Source organism: Paenibacillus sp. JT22N7, from assembly GCF_059383875.1.
Map to the genome: position 1 here is coordinate 356,793 of NZ_JBXENY010000005.1, position 19,264 is coordinate 376,056.

The window sequence follows — 19,264 nt, forward strand, 5'->3', positions numbered from 1 at the left end:
TTTTCAGGATTCAAATAGGATAACCATTTTCAGCCATTCCCCTGGCACTCTCTTCTGGATTTTTATCATCATGAATAGGAGCCTCTACCGAAAGACAGCTTCTTGCATAGTCCTGGCGGACACAGCAGCCGCTATTTCAACCGAATTAAGGGTTATGGCAGGGGCTGCGGACTCAGGAGACGCTAATGCGCTGTCAATGACCATTTTGACGGAATAATGAGGGCTATAACGGCTTTCCTGTCCGCATACAGCCTCAAATCATCTCATAAATCAGAATAGCGGAACCTCAGTCCTCTGAAAATCTGTCGTTTGATTTATCCATTTACAATTGAAATGAGCTCAGACAGCTGCTGAATTTCAAAATCCGGTTTAACCGCGGTCATATTGCTCTTCTGGTGCGGATTAAACCAGCACGTAGCAATGCCGCTGTTGATGCCTCCCTGCATATCGGAGGTCAAGGAATCGCCGATGATGATAATTTTGGACGGGTCAGTTGCACCCAGCTTCGCAAACGCATAGTCAAAAATGCCTTTATGCGGCTTCTGATATCCCGTCTCCTCCGATACGATAATATGCTCAAAAAAAGGATTCAGCCCCGCTTTGCCAATACGCGACAGCTGCACCTCGAGAATGCCGTTCGTAATAACCGCCATTCGGCAATGCCCATGTAGACTGCTGCACAGCTCTACAGCACCTTCAATCAGAAAGCTGCCCTCGCCTAAATAGTCCAAATAGCAGGCGCTGAATTCATCTGCTGCGATGTGAGGATTATTTTCAGCAAAAAGCTGTCTAAACCGCTCCTGTTTCAGCTCCTCCAGTGTCACCTTGCCCTGCTCAAAATCCAGCCACAGCTGCTGGTTAATCATGCGATAGCGTTCTACGTAGTCGCTGCCTTCCAGAGTAATGGCATAGTCCCGACAGGAGCTTGTAAAGGCGTGAGCCTCCGCCTGACCATAATCGAGCAGCGTATCGTCGATATCAAACAAAATAATATCGTATTTCATATTCGCTTTGCTTATTTCCACCTGCATAAACACTCCTTCGGCTTGTTAGCGGGAGCCGCCGCGGGGAGCGGAAACATTTTTCTCCAGCGCATACAGCTCGTCTTCCATCGCTTGCATTCGTTCGACAACCGTCTTTCTCGCATCCTGAATCGCCTGATTATAGACATGCGGACCGAGCAGCGCAACCATATGGTCAAGCAGCTGTTCCGCTGCTATAGAGCCGATTTCCTCCGAACGCTCCAGCTCAAAATAGTGCTGTACCTGCTCAATCAGCTGCTGCTTCTGCTCTCTTTGCCATTTTAGCTTCATCATCGCTTAAATCTCCTCCAGCTCACCGCGCATCATTAGAACGGCTTGTCCGCTTAATTGAACGCGATCCATTGTATTTTTCACCTTTACAAAACCGCCTCGAGCCGACGCTTGATAACCGACCAGCTCGTCCTTGCGCAGCCGCTTCGCCCAATAAGGCGCCAGTGCGCAATGCGCCGAACCTGTCACTGGGTCCTCTTGCACGCCCCCTTTCGGATAAAAAGCCCGCGATACAAAGTCGTATGCTGCCTGGCCTTCAGCGCGAGCTGTCACAACAACACCACGCCCATCCAGCAGGCGCAGCTGTGAGAAATCCGGCTTCAGTGCGCGCACGGTCTGCTCGCTGTCTACTTCAACAACATAATCCATCCGGTTGCGTCCCGTATAACGCGGAATGAGCCCAAGCCCCTCAATGAGCGCCTCGGGCGCTTTCGCCGGAGCTGGCGGCTCCGAAGGAAAGTCCATCGTCATTTCCGCCTCATCTTCCCCTAGCTCTACAGTCAGCACGCCGCTTCTCGTCCAAAAGGCTGCCGCCTGATTCGGACTTAGCCGCTCCGTCTTCCACAATACGAAAGCTGCAGCGAGCGTAGCATGCCCGCATAAATCGACCTCGCTCGCAGGCGTAAACCATCGCAGCTCATAACCGCCCTCGCGCGGGGCCACAAAAGCCGTCTCGGACAAATTCATCTCCGCCGCCACTTTTTGCATCCACCGTTCATCACTCAGCGCCTCCAGCAAGCATACCGCTGCCGGATTGCCGCCAAATGCTTCTCTCGTAAATGCATCTACTATATAAATAGGTACCATGTACGCCTCAGTCCCCTTCCTGCTCGTGTTTAATCACCAAATAAAAAGGAGGCGTCCCGCTGAGGACTCCTCTCCTATTATAACGCATCTAATTTGTGCGGCACAGCTTGTTCTAATCGGCAAGCGGAATAAGAAGCTCAACCGCTTCCTCCTCCAAATGCTGCTCCTGAATATAAAAAACTTCAAGTGCGACAGCGCTCTGATGCTTCTCAAGCTCCTGCTCGTTCATCCAGGCGAATAGCTGCTCGTAGGCTTCTCCAATTCTCTTGTTCGTTGATGCAACCATCGCATAACGATGGGTTGGGATGGTGAACTGCACCATGCCATCCGGCACGTCCTCTGACGGCGGCATTTCGTAGCAGGCCCAATAAGTGGCAAATACTTCGTTGCCAAAATACGGGCTGTACAGCAGCGGCGCCTTCGACGTGGTATTCAGCTCATGCTTGCGGGCTAGAAACTCGCTTTGCAGGCGAATCGCCTCATCTGGAAAAGTAGAATACGGACCACAATAACTAATCCCTACTAAATGAAGCGTTGGCTTCGTAATAATTGAGCAGTTGTCCACGCGAATTCCCCCTTTTCATCGGTCAGAACAGTTGCGTTAGGATGAGCTTTCACCCGCCAATAGTGTAACATGATTGCCCTAGAGAGCGGTAGCCCTTTATCCCAAATGGGCAGCATGGCTCAGCTGCAGCACAGGCAGCAGCTCTATCCGTTCCTGGGTATGCTCGTGCACCAGCCATCGCTCCTTCATATGGTCGATGAACAGCACGCCGTCCAAATGGTCTATTTCATGCTGCATGCAGCGGGCGAGAAAGCCTTCACCGTGAAAAATAATACTTTCGCCCGCTCGGTTTAGGCTGCGCACCGCAACCTTCTCCGCTCGGCTCACCCGCCCGTAGTAGCCTGGAAATGACAAGCAGCTCTCCGCTCCCGTCTGCTCGCCCTCCATCGCTATAACTTCAGGATTAATGAGCTCGATCAGTCCGTCCCCGCAATCCATAACAACGACTCTTCTTAAAATGCCGATCTGGGGAGCAGCTAATCCCGCCCGTCCTTCACTTTCATATAACGTATCTGCCATATCACCGAGCAGCTTTAGTATTCTCGCATCTACCGCTTCAACAGGGCGCGCTTTTTTTCGCAATATCGGGTCACCGAACGGCAAAATAGCTTTAATGGTCATTTGGTCAAGCTCCTTTCGTTTTGGCGGGCGGCGTATGCACCCATAGCACACTCGGCGAGCAATCCAGCGCCGTGCAAAGCGCATCCAGCGTATCCGCCTTCATTTGTTTCGGCTGCCCGGTGAGCAGCGCACTAATCGAAGGGGCAGACAAGCGATAGTCCGCTTTCTCCTCAAGCAGTCGCGCCAATGCCGCACCAGACCAAATGCCCCGCTCTGCCATGACCTTTCGCAGCATCCACTCTAGCATATGATTCTCCTCCTTTTATGAGTGCATAAATGTAGGCAACAGCTTATATTATTAGGTATTGCCTAATATATCATAAAAGCAATCTGGCTGCAGCTGCTTTTTCATTTTCGTTTAAGCAAGCTAGTATATGATAGGCACGCTCCCCTACCCTCTATGAAAAGGCGTGTGAACCGCATGGGCTTCGACGATTTGTTTTCCTCATTCCCTTTTCTACATACGAAACGATTAACGCTGCGCCAAATGGCTGTGCAGGACGCTGAGGATTTGCATGCTTTTTATTCCGATACGAAGGTGACGCGGCATTTGGACTGGCCCGGGCCAGACTCCATTGAAGCCTCCAAAATGCTAATAGACTCCTGGAACGAAGCCTACGCAGAGCGCAAGCTCATTCCATGGGGCATTACGCTGCAAGACAGCTCCCCTATTTTGGGAACGGTGATGCTGATGCCGACAAGAGGGACGTTTGAGGAAGCGCCCCGTTATCCGCTCACACTAGGCTATGACCTGAATCCCGCTTATTGGAATCAGGGCATTATGTCCGAAGCGCTTCAGGCTGTTATGCATTTCAATAACAAGCATATTCACGCACGCCGCATTCAAGCCGAGGTCCATCCTGAAAATGCTGCTTCGCTGAACGTGTTGAAAAAGCTTGGTTTTCAGCAGGAGGGCGTGCTGCGGCAGTACTTAATGCATGAGGCTACTAAAAATTTTCTCGACGTCATTGTTCTGGCCATGCTATTTAGTTAATTAATCAATGAAAAAAAGCATTCGGTTGCAATAACCGAATGCTTGATAAATGATAGGAATAGGCTTAGAAATTGAAAACAAAATCATCGTCATTGAGCTGCTCGACGTGAATCGTCCGTACGTAGCCATTGCCTTTTTTGGAGAAGAAATCATGCTGCTTCGTGTGGGTGCTGATGCCGTTGAATACGATTGGATTGACCGGCTCATCCGGGAACACGCCGTCAAAGCCAAGATTCATTAGCGCCTTATTCGCGTTATAACGCACATAAGTTTTTACTTCTTCCTCCAGACCAAGCGGTGAATACAGCGAATCGGTATAAATAACCTCGTTCTCGTACAGATCGTTAAGCAATTGATCCAGCTCCTGCTTAAGCGAAGTCTGCTCCTCTGGCGTAAAGGTGTTAAACAGCTCCTGTGCCAGCACGCCAACGTACAAGCCATGGATGCTCTCGTCACGCAAAATAAGGTCGATAATTTCGCCGCTGCTCGTCATTTTGCCTTGACCTGCCAAATAAAGCGGATAGAAGAAGCCGCTGTAAAACAAGTAGCTTTCCAAAAATACGGAAGCGGCCATTGCTTTATACAGTTCTTGCTTCGTGCTAATGCCTTCATACCACGAGGAAATAAGCTCCGCTTTTCGTTGCAGCTGCTCGTTTTTCTCTACCCATTGGAAAATCTCGTCGATCTCCTCCGTAGACGCAAGCGTTGTGAAAATGCTGCTGTACGATTTCGCATGAATTTGCTCCATCATCGACATAAAAGACAGCACCGCTTTGCGCTGCAAACCATCCACATGCTCCAAAATCTTCGGCATGCCAATACCGCCCTGAATCGTATCCAGCAGCGTCAATCCGCCAAGCACGTTTTTATATAAGCTGCGCTCGGCATCGCTCATTTCCATCCAGTCCATTTTATCATCGGATAGAGGGATTTCTTCGTCCGTCCAGAATTGCATTACGTTCTGCTGCCAGAACGTCAGCGTAAAATCATCATCCGGGCGGTTCCAGTTAACTGCCTTCATTATATATTAGGCTCCTTTGTAAAAGGCTGCGTGACGGCACATAGAGCGGCCGCCCCACAACCTTATCTTTTTGCGCAAATCTATTTTCTTGTTTTAAACCGCGCAGCTTGTGCACTCTTCTACGGATAGACGTTTCGTTCTTGTGTAATAGAGCGACTTCAATCCTTTATGCGCTGCATAAATGTAGAAGCGGGCAAGCTCCCGAGTTGTCACGTTGCTGTTGACATGCAGAACCGTCGATATGCCTTGGTCCACATGCTGCTGAATTTCTGCAATCAGGTCAATAAGCTTGAACTGATCGATATTATAAGCCGATTTGTAATAGAAGAAATTGTCCTGCGACAAAAACGGCATTGGATAATAAGTTGTCGAGTTCGCATACGTCCGCGTCTCAATATGCTCAACGATCGGCATAACGCTCGATGTCGCATTTTGAATGTACGAAATGCTTTGCGTTGGCGCGATAGCCAGACGGTAAGCGTGGTAAAGGCCGTGCTGCTGTACTTTCGCCTTAAGCGCAGTCCAGTCCTCAGGGGATGGAATTTCCATACCTTCGAACAAAGCTTTCACCGCAGCGCTGACCGGACGGAAATCCGTCTCTTCATAACGCGAGAAGTAAGTGCCCTTCGCATATTCGGAACGGTCAAAATCTTTGAACGTTTCGCCGCGTTCTTTGGCAATTTCCATACTTTGCTCCAGCGAATAATAGTTCATCATCATGAAGAACGTGCTGGCGAACTCCTTCGCCTCATCGCTTTCGTAAGCAATGTGGTTTTTCGCCAAATAGCCGTTCAAGTTCATTGCGCCAAGGCCGACGGAATGAAGCTCTTCATTCGCTTTGCGTACGCCTGGAGCGTTGTCGATTTTCGAAAGGTCGCTGACTGTCGTAAGCGCCTCGATCCCAACATGAACCGATTCCTTGATCTTCTTAAGCTCCATGACGTTTACGATGTTCAGCGATGCCAAGTTGCAGCTAATATCGCGCTGAATCAGGTCATCCGTGCCGTAGTCGTTAATAACCGATGTCTCCTGCAGTTGGAAAATTTCCGTGCAAAGGTTCGACATCTTGACGCCGCCCACATCTTTAAGCGCATGAACGCGGTTCGCATTCGATTTGTTCATAATGTACGGATAGCCGGATTCCAGCTGGATCGAAGCGATCTTGGTCATCATGTCGCGTGCGTTCATGACGATTTTCTTTTTCACTAAATCGTTCGCAAGCAGCTCCTCGTACATTTCGTCCATGTCCATATCGTCCAAATATTTGCCATAGGCTTTGTGGACGGAATGTGGTCCGAAGACGTACAACGGCTTGTTTTGCGCAGCAAGCTCATAAAACTTGTTCGGTATAATAAGGCCGATCGACAGCGTTTTGATCCGCGTTTTCTCATCGGCGTTAATTTTTTTGCAATCGAGGAACTCAATAACGTCCCAGCCAAAAATATTATAATAGCCTGCGCCAGAACCTTTGCGCTGTCCCATTTGATCAGCATAGGAGAATGCATCCTCCATCAGCTTAAGGACAGGCATAATGCCTTTCGCCGCACCCTCGACGCCTTTGATTGGCTCGCCGCGTCCGCGCAGCTTCGAGAGGTTGACCGCTACGCCGCCGCCGATTTTGGACAGCTGCATGCACGTGCCAATGACATAGTTGATGGAATTGAGCGAATCGTCCATTTCCAGCAGGAAGCAGGATACCATCTCGCCGCGGCGGCTTTTGCCCGCATTAAGGAAGGTTGGCGTTGCCGGCTGCAGCCGCTGCTCAATCATCGCTTCAGCAATGCGCAGCGCTCTCGCTGCGTCGCCTTCGCCCAAATGAAGCGCAACAATCGCAACGCGGTCTGGATATTGCTCCAAATATTGCAGCTTGTCGTTCGTTTTCATGGCATAGTCTTTGTAGAATTTGGAAATTGCCATATACGACTGAAACTGGAAGCTGCTGTTTGCCGTTAAATCAAATACAGCCTCAACTTGCTCATATGTATAATGGTCAAAAACGTTATCGTAGTAGTCATTGCCGATCAAGTAGTCAAGCTTCTCCTGGAGCGAGGCGAACTTCACGCTCTTCTGCTCAACTTCCTCCATAAATGCTGCTACTGCCTCTTTATCCTTGTCCAACTGGTAAAAGCCGTCAGCTCCGCGCTGCATCAGCTCATTATTCAACTCAATATGCTTCAATGGTTCGCACCCTTTCAACAAAGTTTTCCGTATCGTATTTCGTTCCGGACAACTCAAATTTAGAAATAACAGGGACATTGTATAGCTCGGCAATCGTATCTGCGCTTTTGGCAAAGCCCGTTCCCCAATTGCGGTTGCCGCTGGCGGATACGCCGCGAAGATGTTTGCTGTTGCGCTTCAGGAACGACATGACCCGTTCTGGCACCTGTCCGAAACCTGTTGTATACGTGATGAGAACGAACGGCTCTTGGACCGCTTCCTGCTCTTCAATCGGCATAACGCGCATATTCAATTTGTTGATAAATCTTTTGACGTTGCCCGTCTTGGAATCATAGACAACCAGCATATATTTCTCTCTCCCCTACCGGATATCAGCAATAGAAAAGCGCTTCTGACCCTGAAAAAGCGTCAAATGCGCTAGTAGACTTAAAGTGTCGATTTCCGTGCTACACAACAAGATGTAGTTGCTGAATTTGATTCTACATCAATATATAGGTGGAGTCAAATGAAAAAATACGCCTATCTATGAGACCCGGTTTTAGGCCACTCGACTATTTTAACAGATACGGATATGATGTGGTAGAGTCATTTTTAATTGATACGGAGGTTAATATGAACGAAATTTTAACGCCTGAACAGCTCCGCGAGGCAGTGCATAAGCTATTTAAGGATGCCGGATATACGAATCCCGAGCTGCTGGAAAGCATCGAATTATTAGCGGCAGAGAACGATCGCTTGAAGCAGGAAGTTAAAAAATGGCGGCTCGCTGCTGCACGTGGGGCAGCCGCAGGCACTTCCATGAACAGCCGTTTGAAGGACGCGCTTCGAGAATAATTTTTGATAAAGTAATTCAAAAAGCATACATCCTTCACATTGCATCGCAGGGTAATCCTGCTAAAATGATACAGGCACACATGGACTCAAGTGTAAGGGAGAAATAGGCCATATGGATAGAGGTTGGATTACGGTCATTATTGGCCCAATGTTCTCGGAAAAATCCGGCGAGCTCATACGGCGCTGTCATAAATTGCTGCAATATGGCCGCAAAAAAGTAAGAGCGTATAAGCCTGCGGAAGATAATCGGTTCAGCAGCGAGGAAATTGTAAGCCGCATTGGCTACCGGCTGCCAGCCTTCAACATTCCGAAGGAGCTTACGCCCGAGATGGCGGAGCGCATTTTGCAGGATACGAAGCATGCCGACGTCGTCGCTTTCGACGAGGTGCAGTTTTTCTCCAAAACGATCATCCCTCTTGTAGAGGAGCTTGCCTATAACGGCAAACAGGTCATTGTAGACGGCCTTAACATGGATTACCGCGGCAAAGCCTTCGGCTATATCGGCGGGCTGCTTGCCATTGCAGACGAAATTGTAAAGCTGACTTCCTTCTGCGCCGTATGCGGCGATGCGAACGCAGCGTTCACGCAGCGCGTCATTAACGGCCAGCCAGCGACGCTGGGGCCGGTCATTTTAATCGGCGATACGGAGAGCTACGAGCCCCGCTGCCGCCATTGCTTCGTCCCTCCGCATAAAGCGGTGGAAGAAGCGAGTGAAGAGCATACAGACGCTGCTGCGCAGCTCTGATTGCAGGGAAACATACTGTAGCGAAAATGCGACAGCCGATCTCCCAGCAACTGTAATACGAGCACAAAAAAGGCTTGTACGGCCGCTCTGCTCCTGTTGAGCATGACGGCCGCGCAAGCCTTTTGGCGTTCCAGCAGAACGCCGTATTATCATTTTACCGCTGCAAAAAAAAGCCGCTCGGAGTGCTCGCCTTGGGGCTGCAGCTTGAAATCGGCAAAACGCTCGACCTTGCTGAATCCGGCTGCGTGCAATTGCTCCGCTATCCAGTCCGCCTCATAAGCCCGCTGCACATGCATTTCTTCAAAGCGGCGAAACCGCTCGCCGCCTTCATGCGCAAAAATCGTCAAATGATGCTCAATTTCGCAGCGCTCCTCATCCAGCTCGCATGTCCAAATGTAGGCAGCCCCGTCCTCGTCCAGCACGAATGGCTGCTCCTCCGCATAACGAATGAGCTGTGCCTTCGGATGCACATCGAACAGAAATACGCCGCCAAGGCGAAGCGCCGCGTATACCGCCTCGAAAGCGGCGATTACATCGGCTTCCTCCGTCAAGTAATTGACGCAGTCGCAGAACGATATAACCGCGTCCACAGGCGCGCCCAGATCCAATTCCCTCATATCCTGCTGCAGCCAGGTTGCTGTGCCTGCACGTGCGCCTTGGACGGCAGATAGCGCCTCATCCCATTTGCTGCGTGCCACAGTCAGCATATCCTCAGATAAATCGATGCCGTACACTTGCATGCCGGCCAAAGCCAGCGGTATCGCAATAGAGCCTGTCCCACAGCCAAGATCGGCAATAACAGAAGGCTTGCCATAACGCTCCCAGCATTGCTGTGTGAACCACAGCCAATCCTCGTAAGGCATGTCGCTCATAAGCTCATCGTATACCGCAGCGAACTCGCCATATGACTCCACCTAGAAAGCCCCTCCTTAATCCTCTGATGAGCCTTCGGAAGCAGAAGCTTCGCCATCGTTCGACTTGGCAGCATCGCCTGCTGCGCCATTGTCTCCTGTCGCTTCCACTAGATAGGTCCAGTTGCCCTTCTGGGTAATAAGACGCTCGCGCATCAGCTTGCCGATCGCACGCTTAAATGCCGATTTGCTAATGCCGAATTTTTGCTTAATAATGCCCGCTTCCGTCTCATCGGAATAAGGCATGCCGCCGCCCGGACGCTCCTTCAAAAAGGCAAGCAGGCGATCGGCATCTTCAAGGCGGCCCACTTCCTTCTGCTGGCCCATCGACAAATTCACCCGTCCATCCTCGCGGATAAAGGTAATCCGGGCCGAGACACGCTCGCCAAGCCGAAGCGGGCGCAGGCGATCCGGTGCCGGAATAAGACCGTAGGCGCCGAAGCCGACAACGCCGCCATCAATTAGGACAAACGAGCCCATTTGCAGCGATTTCGTTACCCAGCCTTCGATCCACTGGTTGCGCCAGGAATCTGGTGCCGCAAATACGAGCGGCCCAAGCTCATCCTCGCCCGCAAGCCGGGCAATAAGCCTGCCGCTTTTGTCATGGCCCAGCACGATGTGAACCTCATCGCCCGGCAACGGACGATAATCGATATTTTCCGGCAGCTCCGAAAGCGGCAGCAGCAGCTGACGGCCAAGACCGATTTCAAGGAAACAGCCCAGCCGCGGATGGACATCGGCTACCTTAAGCCGGGCCATCTCGCCGAGCTTCACCAGCGGACGCTTCATCGTCGCCGCCAGCCGATCCTCGGTATCAAAAAATATAAATACTTCAACCTCATTGTTAACTTTAGGCTTGCTGCCGACCAGCTCCGTATAATGCATCAGCACCTCGGATTCGCCATCGGTCAAAAAATAGCCGTAGGGCGACACTTCGCGTGCCACCCTTAGCGTTATTGTCGTACCGGCGATCAAGCTCATGCGAACTCCACAACTTTGGCGTCAGACCACAGCTTTTCAATGTTATAATACTCACGCTCATCGCGGTGGAATACGTGAACAACAACATCGCCAAGGTCAATCAGCACCCAGCGTGCGGAATCCATCCCTTCAATGCCGCGTACGCGAACGCCGCGCAGCTCCGCCGATTTGCGGATTTCCGTCACAATCGCCTGTACCTGTGTATCCGAATTACCCGAGCAGATTACGAAATAATCCGCTACCAGGGAAATTTCCTGCAAATTCAAAGCTACAATACGCATAGCCTTCTTATCTTCCGCTGCAGCAACCGTTGCTTGCAGAAGCTCCTCCGAATGTACCGTCATAACTCAGCCTCCTGTTTTTAACTCTTCTATTAAACCATTACGCGCTTCTATTGTCAGTGGAAAAATGGCCTTGCCTTTTTTGAGCAGCAGCAGGATGGTTGAATCAAACCCCGCAAGCAGCGCTTGCTCCAAGCTATCCTTGCTCAGCCTGCGAATGTCGTCGACACCGGGAAAATCGCGGCCAGGCTCCATATAATCCGCGAGGCATACGACCTTGTCCAGCCGCGTCATCGCAAGGCGTCCCGAAGTATGGAAGCGAATGGCATCCAGCACCAGCGTATCTGTCACGCCATATTCATGCTCCGCCACCCAGGCGCCCACTTCGGCATGCCATAAATTTTTATCCTGATCAAGCAATTCAGGCGCCAGCTGCTGATCGCGCAGCACCTTCTCCATGCGGTCGACCGGCCAATATTTCGCCACATCATGCAAAATCGCCGCCAGCTCAGCCTGCTCCGGGTTTTCCCCGAACCTTACCGCCAGCTGAACCGCCGTTGCCATCACGCCTTCGGTATGCTTCCAGCGTTTCTCGGGCATTTGCGCTTTCACCGACTCAATCATTTGATCGCGCTCCATAAAGGCCCCTCCCCGTAATAAAATGAAACACAGCTTCCGGTACGAGATAGCGGAAGCTGCCGCCAGCTTGAATCGCTTCGCGAATCGCCGTAGATGAAATGCCGATTGGCGGCATATTGATATACGTCAGCCGCTGCTGCAAGTAGTCCGGCAGCTCGCCGGCTTCCGATTCCGTGCCTTCTCGATTAAGCCCGATGAAAGCAACCCGCTCCGCCAGCTCCTCAATCCGGTGCCACCCGGGCAAATCATTGATCCGGTCAGTTCCAATAACATAGGAGAAGGAATCGTGCGGATGCAGCTGCCTCAGCTCTAGAACCGTATCAATCGAATAACTGAGCCCGCCTCTTGCAAGCTCTATATCCAATGCCCGAAAATGCGGATTGCCTTTTATAGCTTCCTGCACCATCTGCAGCCGCAGCTCGCCGTGCTCGCCAGGCTCATGGCTTTTAAGCGGAGGCAAAAACGAGGGAATAAACCACACCTCATCCAGCCCGCAGCTTGTGCGTGCTGTTTCTGCGGCAATGAGATGTCCGAGATGGATCGGGTCGAACGTTCCGCCCATAATGCCGATTTTACGCATAGCCGCAGTCCTCCTTATCTGTAGACTTCACACTTAGTCATTGCGGCGAAATAAGTACCGCTAGATACTTGCCAGCAAAAGCGGCAAGGTGAAACGGCTTCCGCCGCCGTCTGGCGGCGCGGCGCGTTTCAGTCCGAGAAATATCTTTCCTATATTTGAACAAATTGCGGGCACTCATTTCCTCGCAAGCCTTTAGCGTCCCGCTTTGACAGCTGGCAATTCGATTTTGCGGTTTTTCTCTTCCGATGCGCGTTTGTAAAGCACAATCGTTTTGCCGATAACCTGTACCAGCTCGGCTTTAGCTGCTGCTGCTACTTCAACCCCGATTTCCTTCGGATCATCCATGCAATTGTTCAGCACGGACAGCTTGATCAGCTCGCGAAGCTCAATCGATTCATTAATATGACGTACAAGATGGTCATTCGTTCCACCTTTGCCGACTTGAAAAATCGGCTGTAAATGATGCGCCATCGCGCGCAAATAACGTTTTTGTTTCCCTGTAAGCATCGCTCTATGTTCCTTCTTTCAAATAGTAATAAGAAAAATGCTGCTAGCCCTGGAGGGCAGCGAGTACCGTCTCGCGCATCGCTTGAACAGGCGCAGGCTGCCCTGTCCAATATTCGAAAGCATACGCGCCTTGATAAATAAACATGCCCAGACCGCCATGCGTCCGGCAGCCATGAAGCGCAGCTTCCTGCAAAAACTTCGTTTGCAGCGGATTGTATATTAAATCGCTGGCCACACAGCCCGCTTTCAGCCATGAAGCATCAAGCGGACTTTCGTCCACATTCGGATACATGCCTAGAGAGGTCGTATTGATTACGACATCCGCGTCCGCGCATACCGTGCGCAGCTCATCATTCGTGACTGCTGCAATGTCGGCACGGTGGCGCAGTGCTGCTGCAAGCTCCTCAGCCTTGCCGAGTGAGCGGTTAGCGATTGTGATGCGCTCCGGCTGCTCGCCTGTGAGCGCATAAACAATGCCGCGCGCAGCTCCGCCTGCTCCGATCACGACGATCTTCTTCCCGGCAAGCTCCGGCTCCGCCTCTTCCTTAAGGGAACGGACGTAGCCGATGCCGTCAGTATTGTAGCCAATCAGGCGGCCGTTATCATTGACAATGGTATTCATCGCCCCTACCGCTCGCGCGCTTTCGTCGATTTCATCCATTTCCTTCATCATATCCAATTTATGAGGAATCGTCACATTCACTCCCCGAATGCCCATCGCCCGAACGCCGCTAACGAAAGAGGACAGCTCGCCTGCCGTAATGTGGAAAGCCAAATAAACGCCGTTAATGCCCGTTTCCTGAAAAGCGCGATTCAGCATAATGGGTGACTTGGAATGATGAATGGGGTCACCAATTACACCGTAAAGCACTGTATGGCTGTCTATGCGCTGCATAGCTTTATGGATTTCTCCCGCACTCATTTCCGCCAATATCCCCTCTCAGCTGCTATGAAGTGTAAAACGCAATGATGAGCTTCTCCCATCATGGCCGTTAAATCAATGAATCCCTAAGCAGCACCTTGATGCCTTTCGGGGCATATAGATCGAGCAAGGCGCCTGCCTCTCCGTTCACCTGAATCCAGCCTAGGCCAGAGATGAATACATCCTTCTTCGCTCCCCGCGGCACGCGCAGCGAGTGGCGCGTCCATGCCGGCATCTCCGCAAGCTCTTCGCGAGATGGTCCGCCGAGCAGCTCGCCCTGATGGTCCTCATAAAGCGCATCCGCGCGCTCCATCTTCGTCCGGTGCACATTGAGCGCATTAGAAATGTACAGCGTAAACGATTGGCGCTCGCCCTCTACAAAATCAAACCGGACTAAGCTGCCGATAAACAGCGTCTGCTGGTCATTGAGCTGATACACAAGCGGCTTGATCGGCTTGTCCGGCAGCAGCGACTGCAGAAATCCGCGCGGCACAATTTCCGTCATTCGCGTCGGATAGACGATGCCGGGCGTATCGATGATGAACTTGTCATCATCCAGCGGAATGTGAACCGCATCAAGCGTCGTTCCCGGATAGCGGGACGTCGTCAGCTCGCGCTCCAAATCGCTGTAATCTTTAATCAAGCGATTAATGAGTGTAGATTTGCCAACGTTGGTGGCGCCGACCACATACACATCGCGCCCTTTACGGTGACGATCAAGCGCCTCAATGACATGCTCGAAACCGATGTTGCGCTTCGCGCTGCACAGCACGATATCCAGCGTACGCAGCCCTTCGCTCTTCGCCTGCTGCTGCACCCAGTTGCGCAGTCGGTTCAGGTTCATTGATTTTGGCAGCAAATCGACTTTGTTGACGACGAGCAGCACGGGATTGTTGCCAACAAAACGCTGCAAGCCCGAAATCAGGCTGCCCTCAAAATCATACAAATCGACAATATGCACAACGAGGCTGTCGGTTGTTGCTACGCTGCTCAGCAGCTTCAGAAACTCATTTTGATCCACCGTCACCGACGATGCTTCATTATAATTGCGAATACGGAAACAACGCTGGCATATAGCCGGCTCCCTAACTACTGCCTGCTCTGGCACAAAGCCAGGAAGCTCTGCATTTTCCGTTTGCAGTTTTACGCCACAGCCCGCACAAGACTGCGCGGCCAGACTAAGCTGCTCTTCCTTCACTTCTTCTCCCCCTCATTCCATAACCCGTTTTTGCCAAGGCTCGATTTGGCGATACGCTCAATTCGGCGGTTGACCCGAGTCATGATTCCTTCATCAGCAGGAGCAATTGGCGCTACAAGAATCGTATATAATCCCATTCGATTGCCGCCCAGCACATCCGTCAGCATCTGATCGCCAATGACTACCGTCTCTTCCGCTTTCAGCTCCAATACCTTTAGCCCTTTGCGAAACGACGTATTAGCCGGCTTGCGCGCAGCATGAATAAACGGAATGTTCAAAGGCATTGCAAATTTGGACACTCTGGTTACATTATTATTCGATACGATAACGACTTTAAAGCCGCGCTCACGGACATCGTCCAGCCATTTGACCAGTTCGGGCGTTGCAAGCGGCACCCGCGCTCCCACAAGCGTATTATCCAGATCCGTAATAATGCCGCGAATTCCCTTCTTATGCAGCTCATCTAATTGAATATCATAAACCGTATCCACACGCATATGTGGCAACAGTTTCTTGAACATAAGCGTTAAACCCCTTTGCTTTTCTCCTGCTATCTTACGAAACTATAACATAAAAAACGATTTTGTTGCAAAAAAATACCGCCGTCCATTGTTTGGACAGCGGCAGGCTGAATTTTTCCTTCTATATATAGTCGGATAAAAGCTATTCATTATAATAGCGAAATAACATGCTTGACTTTGTTCACAAATTGCTCAGCCTCTTCTGGAGCTGCCTCGGCGCCACTATATTTGGCTCGTTCAAAATCGTTCAGCACCTGAGTCAGCTCGCTACGAATATCTGTGCGATGCTGGGCAAACCGCTGTACCGCTTCCCGCAGCGTCTCATGCTCAGAGCGCTTTAGCCCCTTCCTCCGGCACACACGGAGCAGGCGCTCCGTTTCCCATACGATGCGTTCATTCGCCGTATAGGAGCGGAACCGGAAGCGAAGCCACGCCGCCTTCAGCGCTTGACGGCGTACAATCAAGCTAGCCGCGAGCAATAATACAAGCAGGGAAATACCTGCTATATAAAAGCCTTTGTACGAAACGTCGGCTTTCTCGGCAGCTGCCGCCTTAACCGCCTCGTCTGTATCCTCTTCTACTTCCGGTGTAGGCGCCGCTGCATCTTCACCGGCAATCGTATAAGGGAATGAAAATCCTGCTGTCGGCTCAAAGGAAACCCAGCCATAACCTTCAAAATAAATTTCTACCCAAGAGTGGGCATCGGAATTGCGCACGGTATACGTGCCTTCCCCTTGCAAGAACGTATCGATATCAAAGCGATCTGCTGCATCAACACCGAGGGCAGGCAATGCGCCTGGCGCAAAACCCTTCACCCAGCGGGTAGGCAGGTCAACGGAACGGGCCAGCACCGCCATAGCTGTAGAAAAATAATCGCAATAGCCTTCCTGGATTTCAAACAGAAACTGGGCGACAAAATCATCGGACTCTCCCGTCAGCTTGCCCAGATCAGGCTCATTCGTATAGACAAAATTCAAACGCAAATACGATTCCAGCATTTTCGCCCGATCATAGTCATTGGTCGCAGTTTTGGTCAATTCCTCAGCAAGCTGCTTGACCTCGCCTGGCAAATTATCGGGCAGCTGTGTATAATGATCATTTTCATTCGAGCTGTACAAGCGCGCATTTGTGCTGCGGAGCTTCGCTTCATCCAGCACGGGAACGGTGGACACGACGGAGTATGATTCCGGATAGGGCTGCCTTCCCCTTCCCTGCAAAGGAAAACGCAGCTCTTGGTCGTCAGGCGCCCAGGTGAGCCGGTAGGATAAATTCGCTTCCGGATCATTAATCCAGTGAATGCGATTAATCGGAGCGGCAGCAAATAAAACGGGATACTGGTCCTTCCGAATCATCGTCACCGTCTGCTCCACTTCAATCGTGTCTGCCAGCTTGCGATCATACGGCAGGGAAAGCTCCTGCTCCTTTTTCAACTGATTGACGTTGTTCGGCTCCGTTCCTTCATCCAGCTCCAGCCAGCCGTTGCCGGTATAAAATGATTTCGTTTCCCCTCTCCAATAGCTCCGATGGGAGCTTGCAACCGTCATGACTGGCGAATAATCGAAGTTAAAGCCGCCGCCAAGCTGGTCGTCATCACGCCCATAGCCGGAGCTTGTGTCCAGCGTTACACCACCCGGGTCCGAGCCTTTTTCACCTAAAAAAACATTGACCTTCTCACCCTTCGATTCTTTCCAAATCGTATACGGGTCACGAAGCACAGGCGAAATCGATGGCATGAACAGGCCTGCCGCCATCAGCAGCGCAAGCACCGCCGCAATAGGCATAAATAATTGCAAAGGATAATGCAGCAGCTCCTTCCAGCTTCCTGGATGGTGACGCTGAAATTGGTGCAAATGCCCCGCTGCGAGCCATATGAGCCCTAGCAATACGACCCACGCCACATTGTCCCACAGCCAGATCGGCGTGAATGAATCAGCAACCGTCAAAACGAGCAAATTCGCCCCAATAAATCCGAATAGCCGAATGCGCGACGTCGTCCAGGCACTGAACAGCAAGTACGTGGCAAGCATAGCTAAGCTAAACCAAATATACGGGTTGAACTGGATCAGCAGACTCCATATCATAGCGGCGAATTTCCGCAAGCCTTCCTCTGAGCCGGTTAAGCTGGGAGATGCGCCTACTACTAACCATGTTGATACCACGACGAGCAGCAATTGGAGCGGCAGCCGCAGCCTGCGCCTCATCCTTGGAAGCAAGACGTCAACTGCCCCCGCAAGCAGCAGCGCCATATAAATGGAGGTAAATGTAGCTTGCCACCAGTAGTTTTCAAAAACCGCAATCGAATTAAGCAGCGAAAAAATAATAATGATACGCGATATTCGGCTGTACCACTCAAACGCGGCATATTCTTTCAATCTTTTTAAAGTATTTTTCATGCTCCGCCGCCTCCTTCAAGCACAGCCGGCAGCTCAGGCAGCTGCGTGAGCGTAAATACCGGCCAGCCTCGGGCGCGCAGCAGCTTCTGCCAGTCCTGATTCATCGCGGCGGCCCGCCCGTCCACATTCGCAATATGGAGCAGGCAAGGCTGCAGCCCTTTGCGTGCGAGCCATTCCAAGCTGGCGCTTGCCTCCTTGCCCGAAGCTGTAGAAATAACAAGCGCGATGGAGCCCCAATCAAGCAGCGACTCCGATGCAAGCAGCGTCTGATATAAAGGCTGCTCCGCATCGGCATTCACCGCCGTTAAATGCTGCATAATCGCCCCCCGTTGCTCGGCACCCGCCTTGGGAGGGAAGATGGCCCGCTGCGATCCGGCCGACAGCAGCCCCATAGCCGTCTCTCCTCGCCCGCCGCTCTCAATGAGCGAAGCGGCCGCTGATACCGCGAGTTCAAAGCGGTCTGCCTGCGCCCCGCTGTAAGCCTTGGCATCGCGATCGATAATAATAAGCGTTCGGGGCAGCGACTCCCGTTCAAACTCCTTGGACTTCCAATGTCCCGTGCGCGCCGTCGCATGCCAGTGAATCCGCGACAAGCGGTCGCCAGGCACATATTCGCGCACGCCATTGATTTGGGTCGTCTCCTTCGCCGAGCGTGAAGCAATAGCGTGCGAGTATGGCCCGCGCGCGCCAAGCTGCAAACCGCGCTGCTGGCGAAGGGGGACGATTTGAGGCATCACGCTGAACACCGACTCCTCGGTAAAGCTGCCCGAATGCTCAAACAACCCAAACACATCATGGGAGGAGCAGGCGGTAGCCCCGAAGCGATATTCACCGCGCTGCAGCGGAGGTGTCGTATACAGCACTTCGCCGGAACGCTTCAAATTCGGCACAAAGGATGATTCGAATTGCAGCGCTTGTCCATTGTTGCGCAGCAATTGATCGCGGACAAGCACAAACGGTATCGGATAATACCCGGGCACCTTCACCGAAAGCTTGACCGTTAGCGAGCTCCCGGCCGCCAGCGCATAATCGCCATGGCCGCCATCCGATTTGCGCAAGCTGCGGCTGCCGCTTACTTTGCTAATGCCGCTAAAGCGCCCTAGCAGCAAATAAAGCAGCAGCGCATTCATAATGACGAACAGCATGACGGCCGTTTTGCCGCCTTGAAATAACAAGTAAAGCAGCGCTCCTCCATACAGAAACGCGCTAATGAGCAGTCGTCTGCCTTGCAAGCTGAGCGTCCGCATTCCCAT

23 protein-coding genes are annotated in these 19,264 nt (G+C 51.7%); 3 read left to right on the plus strand and 20 right to left on the minus strand.

Annotated elements, in window-relative coordinates; translation table 11 throughout:
• Window positions 1-314: 314 nt before the first annotated feature.
• The 6 genes from AC50Y5_RS16065 to AC50Y5_RS16090 form a co-directional block, all read right to left on the minus strand.
• Window positions 315-1,004 carry a YjjG family noncanonical pyrimidine nucleotidase gene (locus tag AC50Y5_RS16065; RefSeq protein ID WP_494862327.1) on the minus strand — a complete coding sequence of 230 codons (690 nt, stop codon included), beginning with the start codon at window positions 1,002-1,004 and terminating at the stop codon, window positions 315-317.
• 45 nt (window positions 1,005-1,049) lie between these two features.
• Window positions 1,050-1,316, minus strand: coding sequence for a DUF2164 domain-containing protein (locus AC50Y5_RS16070; protein WP_056041912.1), 267 nt, complete (start codon window positions 1,314-1,316; stop codon window positions 1,050-1,052).
• Between the two features lie 3 nt (window positions 1,317-1,319).
• Window positions 1,320-2,120: a PhzF family phenazine biosynthesis protein gene (locus AC50Y5_RS16075; protein ID WP_494862031.1), complete on the minus strand. Its 801-nt coding sequence runs from the start codon at window positions 2,118-2,120 to the stop codon at window positions 1,320-1,322.
• Window positions 2,121-2,232: 112 nt separating this feature from the next.
• The gene (locus tag AC50Y5_RS16080; protein ID WP_056041917.1) at window positions 2,233-2,685 is read right to left on the minus strand and encodes a GyrI-like domain-containing protein; all 453 of its coding nucleotides are present in this window, start codon (window positions 2,683-2,685) and stop codon (window positions 2,233-2,235) included.
• A 96-nt stretch (window positions 2,686-2,781) separates the two neighbouring features.
• On the minus strand, window positions 2,782-3,306 hold the full coding sequence (gene def / locus AC50Y5_RS16085) for a peptide deformylase (protein ID WP_494862033.1): 525 nt from the start codon (window positions 3,304-3,306) through the stop codon (window positions 2,782-2,784).
• A gap of 4 nt (window positions 3,307-3,310) precedes the next feature.
• Window positions 3,311-3,553, minus strand: a complete 243-nt coding sequence (locus tag AC50Y5_RS16090) for a helix-turn-helix domain-containing protein (RefSeq protein ID WP_494862035.1) — start codon at window positions 3,551-3,553, stop codon at window positions 3,311-3,313.
• Window positions 3,554-3,727: 174 nt separating this feature from the next.
• Between AC50Y5_RS16090 and AC50Y5_RS16095 the strand changes: the two genes are divergently transcribed.
• Window positions 3,728-4,300 carry a GNAT family N-acetyltransferase gene (locus tag AC50Y5_RS16095; protein WP_494862037.1) on the plus strand — a complete coding sequence of 191 codons (573 nt, stop codon included), beginning with the start codon at window positions 3,728-3,730 and terminating at the stop codon, window positions 4,298-4,300.
• 64 nt (window positions 4,301-4,364) lie between these two features.
• Here AC50Y5_RS16095 and nrdF read toward each other — a convergent pair whose 3' ends face one another.
• From nrdF to nrdI, 3 genes are all read right to left on the minus strand, one after another.
• Window positions 4,365-5,321 (minus strand): class 1b ribonucleoside-diphosphate reductase subunit beta, encoded by a 957-nt coding sequence (gene nrdF / locus AC50Y5_RS16100; RefSeq protein ID WP_494862039.1) that lies wholly within the window; start codon window positions 5,319-5,321, stop codon window positions 4,365-4,367.
• Between the two features lie 93 nt (window positions 5,322-5,414).
• Complete coding sequence (gene nrdE, locus AC50Y5_RS16105; protein ID WP_056041927.1) at window positions 5,415-7,499, minus strand: class 1b ribonucleoside-diphosphate reductase subunit alpha; 2,085 nt, start codon at window positions 7,497-7,499, stop codon at window positions 5,415-5,417.
• Window positions 7,486-7,845, minus strand: a complete 360-nt coding sequence (gene nrdI / locus AC50Y5_RS16110) for a class Ib ribonucleoside-diphosphate reductase assembly flavoprotein NrdI (RefSeq protein ID WP_056041929.1) — start codon at window positions 7,843-7,845, stop codon at window positions 7,486-7,488. Before nrdI ends, nrdE begins: the two co-directional genes overlap by 14 nt.
• Window positions 7,846-8,111: 266 nt before the next feature.
• On the opposite strand from nrdI, the gene AC50Y5_RS16115 reads away from it, so the two are divergent.
• Together AC50Y5_RS16115 and AC50Y5_RS16120 are read left to right on the plus strand one after the other, a co-directional pair.
• Window positions 8,112-8,333 carry a hypothetical protein gene (locus tag AC50Y5_RS16115; protein ID WP_056041931.1) on the plus strand — a complete coding sequence of 74 codons (222 nt, stop codon included), beginning with the start codon at window positions 8,112-8,114 and terminating at the stop codon, window positions 8,331-8,333.
• A gap of 112 nt (window positions 8,334-8,445) precedes the next feature.
• Window positions 8,446-9,078, plus strand: coding sequence for a thymidine kinase (locus AC50Y5_RS16120; RefSeq protein WP_056041933.1), 633 nt, complete (start codon window positions 8,446-8,448; stop codon window positions 9,076-9,078).
• A 149-nt stretch (window positions 9,079-9,227) separates the two neighbouring features.
• On the opposite strand, the gene AC50Y5_RS16125 is transcribed toward AC50Y5_RS16120, so the two are convergent.
• From AC50Y5_RS16125 to AC50Y5_RS16175, 11 genes are all read right to left on the minus strand, one after another.
• The gene (locus AC50Y5_RS16125) at window positions 9,228-9,992 is read right to left on the minus strand and encodes a class I SAM-dependent DNA methyltransferase (protein WP_056041935.1); all 765 of its coding nucleotides are present in this window, start codon (window positions 9,990-9,992) and stop codon (window positions 9,228-9,230) included.
• Between the two features lie 15 nt (window positions 9,993-10,007).
• Entirely contained in the window at window positions 10,008-10,970 is a 963-nt protein-coding gene (locus tag AC50Y5_RS16130) for a CvfB family protein (protein WP_056041938.1), read from the minus strand.
• On the minus strand, window positions 10,967-11,314 hold the full coding sequence (gene rsfS / locus AC50Y5_RS16135) for a ribosome silencing factor (RefSeq protein ID WP_056041940.1): 348 nt from the start codon (window positions 11,312-11,314) through the stop codon (window positions 10,967-10,969). The genes AC50Y5_RS16130 and rsfS overlap by 4 nt, the downstream gene beginning before the upstream one ends.
• A 3-nt stretch (window positions 11,315-11,317) precedes the next feature.
• Complete coding sequence (gene yqeK, locus AC50Y5_RS16140) at window positions 11,318-11,890, minus strand: bis(5'-nucleosyl)-tetraphosphatase (symmetrical) YqeK (RefSeq protein WP_494862044.1); 573 nt, start codon at window positions 11,888-11,890, stop codon at window positions 11,318-11,320.
• Window positions 11,868-12,470, minus strand: a complete 603-nt coding sequence (gene nadD / locus AC50Y5_RS16145; protein ID WP_494862046.1) for a nicotinate-nucleotide adenylyltransferase — start codon at window positions 12,468-12,470, stop codon at window positions 11,868-11,870. Before nadD ends, yqeK begins: the two co-directional genes overlap by 23 nt.
• A gap of 192 nt (window positions 12,471-12,662) precedes the next feature.
• A complete protein-coding gene (gene yhbY, locus AC50Y5_RS16150; RefSeq protein ID WP_099521038.1) occupies window positions 12,663-12,977 on the minus strand; it encodes a ribosome assembly RNA-binding protein YhbY in 315 nt (104 codons plus the stop codon).
• A 43-nt stretch (window positions 12,978-13,020) separates the two neighbouring features.
• On the minus strand, window positions 13,021-13,899 hold the full coding sequence (gene aroE, locus AC50Y5_RS16155) for a shikimate dehydrogenase (RefSeq protein WP_237163275.1): 879 nt from the start codon (window positions 13,897-13,899) through the stop codon (window positions 13,021-13,023).
• Window positions 13,900-13,969: 70 nt separating this feature from the next.
• The gene (yqeH, locus tag AC50Y5_RS16160; protein WP_046229654.1) at window positions 13,970-15,097 is read right to left on the minus strand and encodes a ribosome biogenesis GTPase YqeH; all 1,128 of its coding nucleotides are present in this window, start codon (window positions 15,095-15,097) and stop codon (window positions 13,970-13,972) included.
• Window positions 15,094-15,618, minus strand: coding sequence for a YqeG family HAD IIIA-type phosphatase (locus AC50Y5_RS16165; protein ID WP_056041947.1), 525 nt, complete (start codon window positions 15,616-15,618; stop codon window positions 15,094-15,096). The genes yqeH and AC50Y5_RS16165 overlap by 4 nt, the downstream gene beginning before the upstream one ends.
• 149 nt (window positions 15,619-15,767) lie before the next feature.
• A complete protein-coding gene (locus AC50Y5_RS16170; RefSeq protein WP_494862049.1) occupies window positions 15,768-18,011 on the minus strand; it encodes a DUF4129 domain-containing transglutaminase family protein in 2,244 nt (747 codons plus the stop codon).
• Window positions 18,008-19,264: a DUF58 domain-containing protein gene (locus tag AC50Y5_RS16175; protein ID WP_494862051.1), complete on the minus strand. Its 1,257-nt coding sequence runs from the start codon at window positions 19,262-19,264 to the stop codon at window positions 18,008-18,010. The genes AC50Y5_RS16170 and AC50Y5_RS16175 overlap by 4 nt, the downstream gene beginning before the upstream one ends.

What these genes read in the sequence shown, in the direction of transcription:
- AC50Y5_RS16065 (WP_494862327.1), bottom strand. Translation starts at nt 1,004, where the DNA reads ATGAAATACGATATTATTTTGTTTGATATCGACGATACGCTGCTCGAT.
- AC50Y5_RS16070 (WP_056041912.1), bottom strand. Translation starts at nt 1,316, where the DNA reads ATGATGAAGCTAAAATGGCAAAGAGAGCAGAAGCAGCAGCTGATTGAG.
- AC50Y5_RS16075 (WP_494862031.1), bottom strand. Translation starts at nt 2,120, where the DNA reads ATGGTACCTATTTATATAGTAGATGCATTTACGAGAGAAGCATTTGGC.
- def (WP_494862033.1), bottom strand. Translation starts at nt 3,306, where the DNA reads ATGACCATTAAAGCTATTTTGCCGTTCGGTGACCCGATATTGCGAAAA.
- AC50Y5_RS16090 (WP_494862035.1), bottom strand. Translation starts at nt 3,553, where the DNA reads ATGCTAGAGTGGATGCTGCGAAAGGTCATGGCAGAGCGGGGCATTTGG.
- AC50Y5_RS16095 (WP_494862037.1), top strand. Translation starts at nt 3,728, where the DNA reads ATGGGCTTCGACGATTTGTTTTCCTCATTCCCTTTTCTACATACGAAA.
- nrdF (WP_494862039.1), bottom strand. Translation starts at nt 5,321, where the DNA reads ATGAAGGCAGTTAACTGGAACCGCCCGGATGATGATTTTACGCTGACG.
- nrdI (WP_056041929.1), bottom strand. Translation starts at nt 7,845, where the DNA reads ATGCTGGTTGTCTATGATTCCAAGACGGGCAACGTCAAAAGATTTATC.
- AC50Y5_RS16115 (WP_056041931.1), top strand. Translation starts at nt 8,112, where the DNA reads ATGAACGAAATTTTAACGCCTGAACAGCTCCGCGAGGCAGTGCATAAG.
- AC50Y5_RS16120 (WP_056041933.1), top strand. Translation starts at nt 8,446, where the DNA reads ATGGATAGAGGTTGGATTACGGTCATTATTGGCCCAATGTTCTCGGAA.
- AC50Y5_RS16130 (WP_056041938.1), bottom strand. Translation starts at nt 10,970, where the DNA reads ATGAGCTTGATCGCCGGTACGACAATAACGCTAAGGGTGGCACGCGAA.
- rsfS (WP_056041940.1), bottom strand. Translation starts at nt 11,314, where the DNA reads ATGACGGTACATTCGGAGGAGCTTCTGCAAGCAACGGTTGCTGCAGCG.
- yqeK (WP_494862044.1), bottom strand. Translation starts at nt 11,890, where the DNA reads ATGGAGCGCGATCAAATGATTGAGTCGGTGAAAGCGCAAATGCCCGAG.
- nadD (WP_494862046.1), bottom strand. Translation starts at nt 12,470, where the DNA reads ATGCGTAAAATCGGCATTATGGGCGGAACGTTCGACCCGATCCATCTC.
- yhbY (WP_099521038.1), bottom strand. Translation starts at nt 12,977, where the DNA reads ATGCTTACAGGGAAACAAAAACGTTATTTGCGCGCGATGGCGCATCAT.
- aroE (WP_237163275.1), bottom strand. Translation starts at nt 13,899, where the DNA reads ATGAGTGCGGGAGAAATCCATAAAGCTATGCAGCGCATAGACAGCCAT.
- AC50Y5_RS16165 (WP_056041947.1), bottom strand. Translation starts at nt 15,618, where the DNA reads ATGTTCAAGAAACTGTTGCCACATATGCGTGTGGATACGGTTTATGAT.
- AC50Y5_RS16170 (WP_494862049.1), bottom strand. Translation starts at nt 18,011, where the DNA reads ATGAAAAATACTTTAAAAAGATTGAAAGAATATGCCGCGTTTGAGTGG.
- AC50Y5_RS16175 (WP_494862051.1), bottom strand. Translation starts at nt 19,264, where the DNA reads ATGGGAATGCGGACGCTCAGCTTGCAAGGCAGACGACTGCTCATTAGC.